General features: G+C 70.4%; 5 protein-coding genes. 4 read left to right on the top strand and 1 reads right to left on the bottom strand.

Annotation, left to right across the window (positions count from 1 at the left end; genetic code table 11):
- From CSW58_RS14135 to CSW58_RS11420, 4 genes are all read left to right on the top strand, one after another.
- Nucleotides 1–511: hypothetical protein (locus CSW58_RS14135; protein WP_236627793.1), on the top strand; the 511-nt coding region annotated here is incomplete at its 5' end.
- Nucleotides 508–1,434 carry a thiamine pyrophosphate-dependent dehydrogenase E1 component subunit alpha gene (locus CSW58_RS11430; RefSeq protein ID WP_099447370.1) on the top strand — a complete coding sequence of 309 codons (927 nt, stop codon included), beginning with the start codon at nucleotides 508–510 and terminating at the stop codon, nucleotides 1,432–1,434. The genes CSW58_RS14135 and CSW58_RS11430, both read left to right, overlap by 4 nt.
- Complete coding sequence (locus tag CSW58_RS11425; protein WP_099447369.1) at nucleotides 1,424–2,431, top strand: alpha-ketoacid dehydrogenase subunit beta; 1,008 nt, start codon at nucleotides 1,424–1,426, stop codon at nucleotides 2,429–2,431. The genes CSW58_RS11430 and CSW58_RS11425 overlap by 11 nt, the downstream gene beginning before the upstream one ends.
- On the top strand, nucleotides 2,431–2,736 hold the full coding sequence (locus CSW58_RS11420; RefSeq protein WP_099447368.1) for a lipoyl domain-containing protein: 306 nt from the start codon (nucleotides 2,431–2,433) through the stop codon (nucleotides 2,734–2,736). The genes CSW58_RS11425 and CSW58_RS11420 overlap by 1 nt, the downstream gene beginning before the upstream one ends.
- Here the strand turns inward: CSW58_RS11420 and CSW58_RS14130 are convergent.
- On the bottom strand, nucleotides 2,729–3,956 hold a 1,228-nt coding region (locus CSW58_RS14130), incomplete at its 5' end, for a hypothetical protein (protein ID WP_099447367.1). The genes CSW58_RS11420 and CSW58_RS14130 overlap by 8 nt on opposite strands.

The following is a 3,956-nucleotide window of genomic DNA, read 5'->3' as shown; positions in this document are numbered from 1 at the left end:
GCCGGGGTTCGACCTCGGCCCTCCGGCCGTGGCCGCCATCCTGCTGTCCATGCTGCCGGACGCCCTGAGCGAGGCTCCCCTGGCCGAGGTCGAAGCCCGCTGGCGAGACGAGCTGACCCGCCTGGGCGCGAGGGGCGTGCCGGTGTTCATCATCACGGTGTTCCGTCACGTTCCCGAGCGCGACCGAAGCGGCGGGCCGTCGCCGCGGCTGGAGCGGATCAGGGCTCTCAACCTCCTGGCGCCCCATCTCGCCCATGCGTTCGGCGCGACGGTGATCGATCTTGATCGCGCCCTGGCCCATGTCGGCGCCGCGGCCCTGAAGACCGACTACCGGCTGAGCGGCGACTCGGTCGCCATCATCGCCGCCCACACCGTGGCCTGGAGCCTGCTGTCCTACGGCCTGGATGACTTTCTGGATGTGACCCAGCAGGAAACAGCGAAAGCGAAGCTGGGACCCCTGGCCCAGGTGGCGGCGCGCTACCGCCGTAGGCTCGAAGGCTCGGCCGCATGAGCGCTCTGGACCTTCTGGCCGACATGCTGCGCATCCGCGCGTTCGAGGCCGTGCTGGTGAGCCGGCGCGATCACGGCTTTCAGCTGCTGTCCTCGGGCGCCGAGGCCGTGGCGGTCGGGGTGGCCGCGGCCCTGACCCGCGAGGATCAATTGCTGACCAGCGGCCGCTCGATCGGTCCGGCCCTGGCGCGGGGCCTGGACCCCGGGCGGGTGATGGCCGAGCTGCTGGGCAAGGCCTCGGGCACCAATCGCGGCAAGGGCGGGCGCGGTCACCTGGCCCAGCCGAGCGAGGGCTTCTTCGGCGCCCACGCGGTGGTCGGCGGCAACCTGACCATCGCCGCCGGCGTCGCCCTGTCCTTTCAGGTTCGCCAGATCCCCGCCGTCGCGGTCTGCATCTTCGGCGACGGGGCCTGCGCGGCGGGGGCCCTGCACGAGACCCTGAATCTCGCGGCGATCTGGAAGCTTCCCCTGGTCCTGGTGTGCGACAACAACCAGATGGCGGTGTCGACGCCGCGCGCCGACGCCCTGGCCCCCGCGGCCCTGTCGGACCTGGCGGCGCCGTTCGGCCTGCCCCATGCGACCGTCGACGGAACCGATGTCCTGTCGGTCAGCGAGGCGATGCGCGCCTATGTCGCCCGCGCCCGGTCCGGCGGCGGGGCCGCCTTCCTCGAATGTCTTTCTGAGCGCTTCTACAGCCATTCCTCCTCGACGCGGGAGACGCGCAGCGCGGCGGAGATGGCGGTCGTCAAGACCCGCTGCCCGATCGAGCGGCTGGCGGCGCACTTGCTCGACGCGGGGGATCTCGACGCCGAGGCCCTGGCGCGGATGCGGTCGGAGGCCCATGAGGCAGCCGTCGCGGCCATGGCCTTCGCCGAAGCGGCGCCCTTTCCGGATGCGGCGGAGGCCCTGACCGATGTCCTCTGATATTCAGCCGGCGACCACCAAGATCTTCTTTCGCGAAGCGATCGCCCGGGCGATGCGCGAGGCGATGCGCGACGATCCGCGTGTCGTCCTGCTGGGACAGGACGTCGGCCCGTTTGGCGGCTCGTACAAGGAGTTCGTCGGACTCAGCGCCACCTTCGGTCCGACCCGGGTGCGGGATACGCCGGTGGCCGAAGAGGCCATGATCGGCCTGGGCGTCGGGGCCGCCGCCGCCGGCCTGCGGCCCGTGGTCAGCATCACCTATATGGACTTCCTGATGCTGGGGCTGGACCCCTTGGTCAACTATGCGGCCAAGGCCCGGTTCAAGACCGGCGGGCAGATCCGAACGCCGCTGGTCGTCAAGACCACCGCCGGGGCCAAGGGCCAGGGCGTGGCCCATTCGCAATGCCTGGAAGCCTGGTTGATGAGCGTGCCCGGCCTGAAGGTCGTGGCGCCCTCGACGCCGGCCGACGCCTACGGCCTGCTGAAGGCCGCGATGCTGGAGGACGGGCCGGTGGTGTTCATGGACCACAAGCGGCTGTTCCCGACGGCGGGCGAGGTTCCGGTCGCCGAGGGGCATGTGCCGATCGGCAAGGCGATCGTTCGGCGGGCGGGGACCGACGTGACCCTGGCCACCCACAGCTACATGACCCGGATCGCCCTTGAGGCGGCCGAGGCGCTGGATCGCCTCGGCGTCAGCTGCGAGGTGATCGATCTGCGCAGTCTGGCCCCGCTGGACATCGAGACGATCGCCCAATCCGCCGCCCGGACCGGCGCCCTGGTGACCCTTGAGGAGGGGCAGCTGACCTGCGGGGTCGGCGTCGAGATCCTCTTTCAAGTCCTCGAGCGCACCGGACCGATCGCGACCGCGCGGGTCGGCGCATTGCCCGCGCCCGTCTCGTCGAATCCTGTATTGGAAGCCGCCGCCCTTCCGGACGCGGACCGCGTGATCACGGCGATCCGGCGGCTTCTTGAATCCTCCAGACCTGGAAAGTCGTGATGCTCTACGCTCTTACCGTCCCCGGCCCGATCCCCGATGTCGAAGAAGTCCGCGTTCTGGAATGGCATGGCCAGGTCGGGCGCGCCTTCGAGATCGGCGATCTGGTGGTCGAACTGGAAACCCACAAGGCCCTGGTCGAGGTTCGCGCCGGCCAGGCGGGGATCCTGCGCGCCATCCACTGCGCCGAGGGCGACTGGCAGGTGGTGGGGCGGCCCCTGGCGGTGCTCAGCGACGGTCCGGACGAGGCTCTGCCGTCGTCGCCGGATGAGCTGACCGCCCTGGCGGTGGATTTCGAGGTCAGCTGACCCGGGCGAGCCGCGCGGCCTGAGTCGCGGGAGACTTGGCGGCGAACCCCCTGACGCCCCGAGCCTGCAGGATGCGCAGGATCTCGTCGCGCAGGGCCGCCTGCATCGCGCCGTCCTGATGCACGCCGTCCCGGATGCTCGTGCCGCCGCCGAGTTCCGCGCCGATGGCGTCGGTGTCGACAATGGCGATTCCCCGCTCGCGCGCCAGGTCGTGCAGCATCAGGTTCAGCTCGCGGAACCGAACGCTGTTGATCGATAGCGACAGGGGCTGGTCATAGGCCGAATAGGCCTGCAGATCGTCGAAGCCCGAGGTCGACATGGTGTTGCAGATCAGCAGCTGGGTCGTCGGCGAGCGTTCGCGCAACAGGTCCAGCAGCGTGCCGTAGTCGCGCTTGAGGTCGTCGACGCTGTAGCGTTCGCGTACGAACTCGGCGCGCAGCCAGGCGGCCACGGCCGGGCCGGCGTCCTTGAGCCGATAGTCGTGCATGCGGAAGGTATAGCCCAGGCGACGGTGGCGCAGCAGGACCGGCGTCTCGGCGTGCAGCGACATCAGAACAGCGTCGGGCGGTCCGGCCGCCTGGATTCCCGTGCGGGTCAGCATGTCGTAGCGATCCAGGGTCGGCGTCTGCTGCAGGGCCTTCAGGGCCGCGCCCATGAACATCCAGTCCCCCGGCGTCGGGGTGACCGGTCCCTGACCCAAGGCCTGGGCCAGATCGGCGGCGATCGCGGCGCGCTCGTCATCGGTGCGCAGCATCTGCTCGATGACGGTCCTGGCGTTTGGGACACTCACCTCGTCGGGCACGAAGACCACCTGGGCCGGGCCCTCGACCGCGCTCAGGAGCTCGTGAAAGGCCGTCCGCTCGCCCCGGATCACGCCCAGAAGTTCGCAGATCCCCAGGCTGAGCAGGGTGCCAAAGGGACCCTCCTGGTCGGCCTTCCAGGCCCGGCTGCGATCATGCCAACCGGTCAGGAGGCCCGAGCGCACCTCGGCCAGCCGGGTGACCCGTCGGCCGGTCATCAGGGTGACCTCGAGCTCGGCCTCGGCGGCGCTGATCGGCCGCTCGGTCTCGATCTGGCCGATCACCGTCTCCGCCGTCCAGGTGGCGATGTTCATCTGGTCGGCGTAGCCGCCGCGCGACAGGCTGGGGGCGATGCGGATCCGCCCGGCCACGCGCGGGGCCAGGGCGGCCTGGAAGTCGCGAAGCTCGTCCAGGAAGGGG

The sequence above is a fragment of the Caulobacter sp. B11 genome, from assembly GCF_002737765.1.
GTDB lineage: Bacteria > Pseudomonadota > Alphaproteobacteria > Caulobacterales > Caulobacteraceae > Caulobacter.
Note: the sequence above shows the minus strand (reverse complement) of the source record. Positions and strands in the feature narration are given on the sequence as shown.

What these genes read in the sequence shown, in the direction of transcription:
- CSW58_RS11420 (WP_099447368.1), top strand. Translation starts at nt 2,431, where the DNA reads ATGCTCTACGCTCTTACCGTCCCCGGCCCGATCCCCGATGTCGAAGAA.
- CSW58_RS11425 (WP_099447369.1), top strand. Translation starts at nt 1,424, where the DNA reads ATGTCCTCTGATATTCAGCCGGCGACCACCAAGATCTTCTTTCGCGAA.
- CSW58_RS11430 (WP_099447370.1), top strand. Translation starts at nt 508, where the DNA reads ATGAGCGCTCTGGACCTTCTGGCCGACATGCTGCGCATCCGCGCGTTC.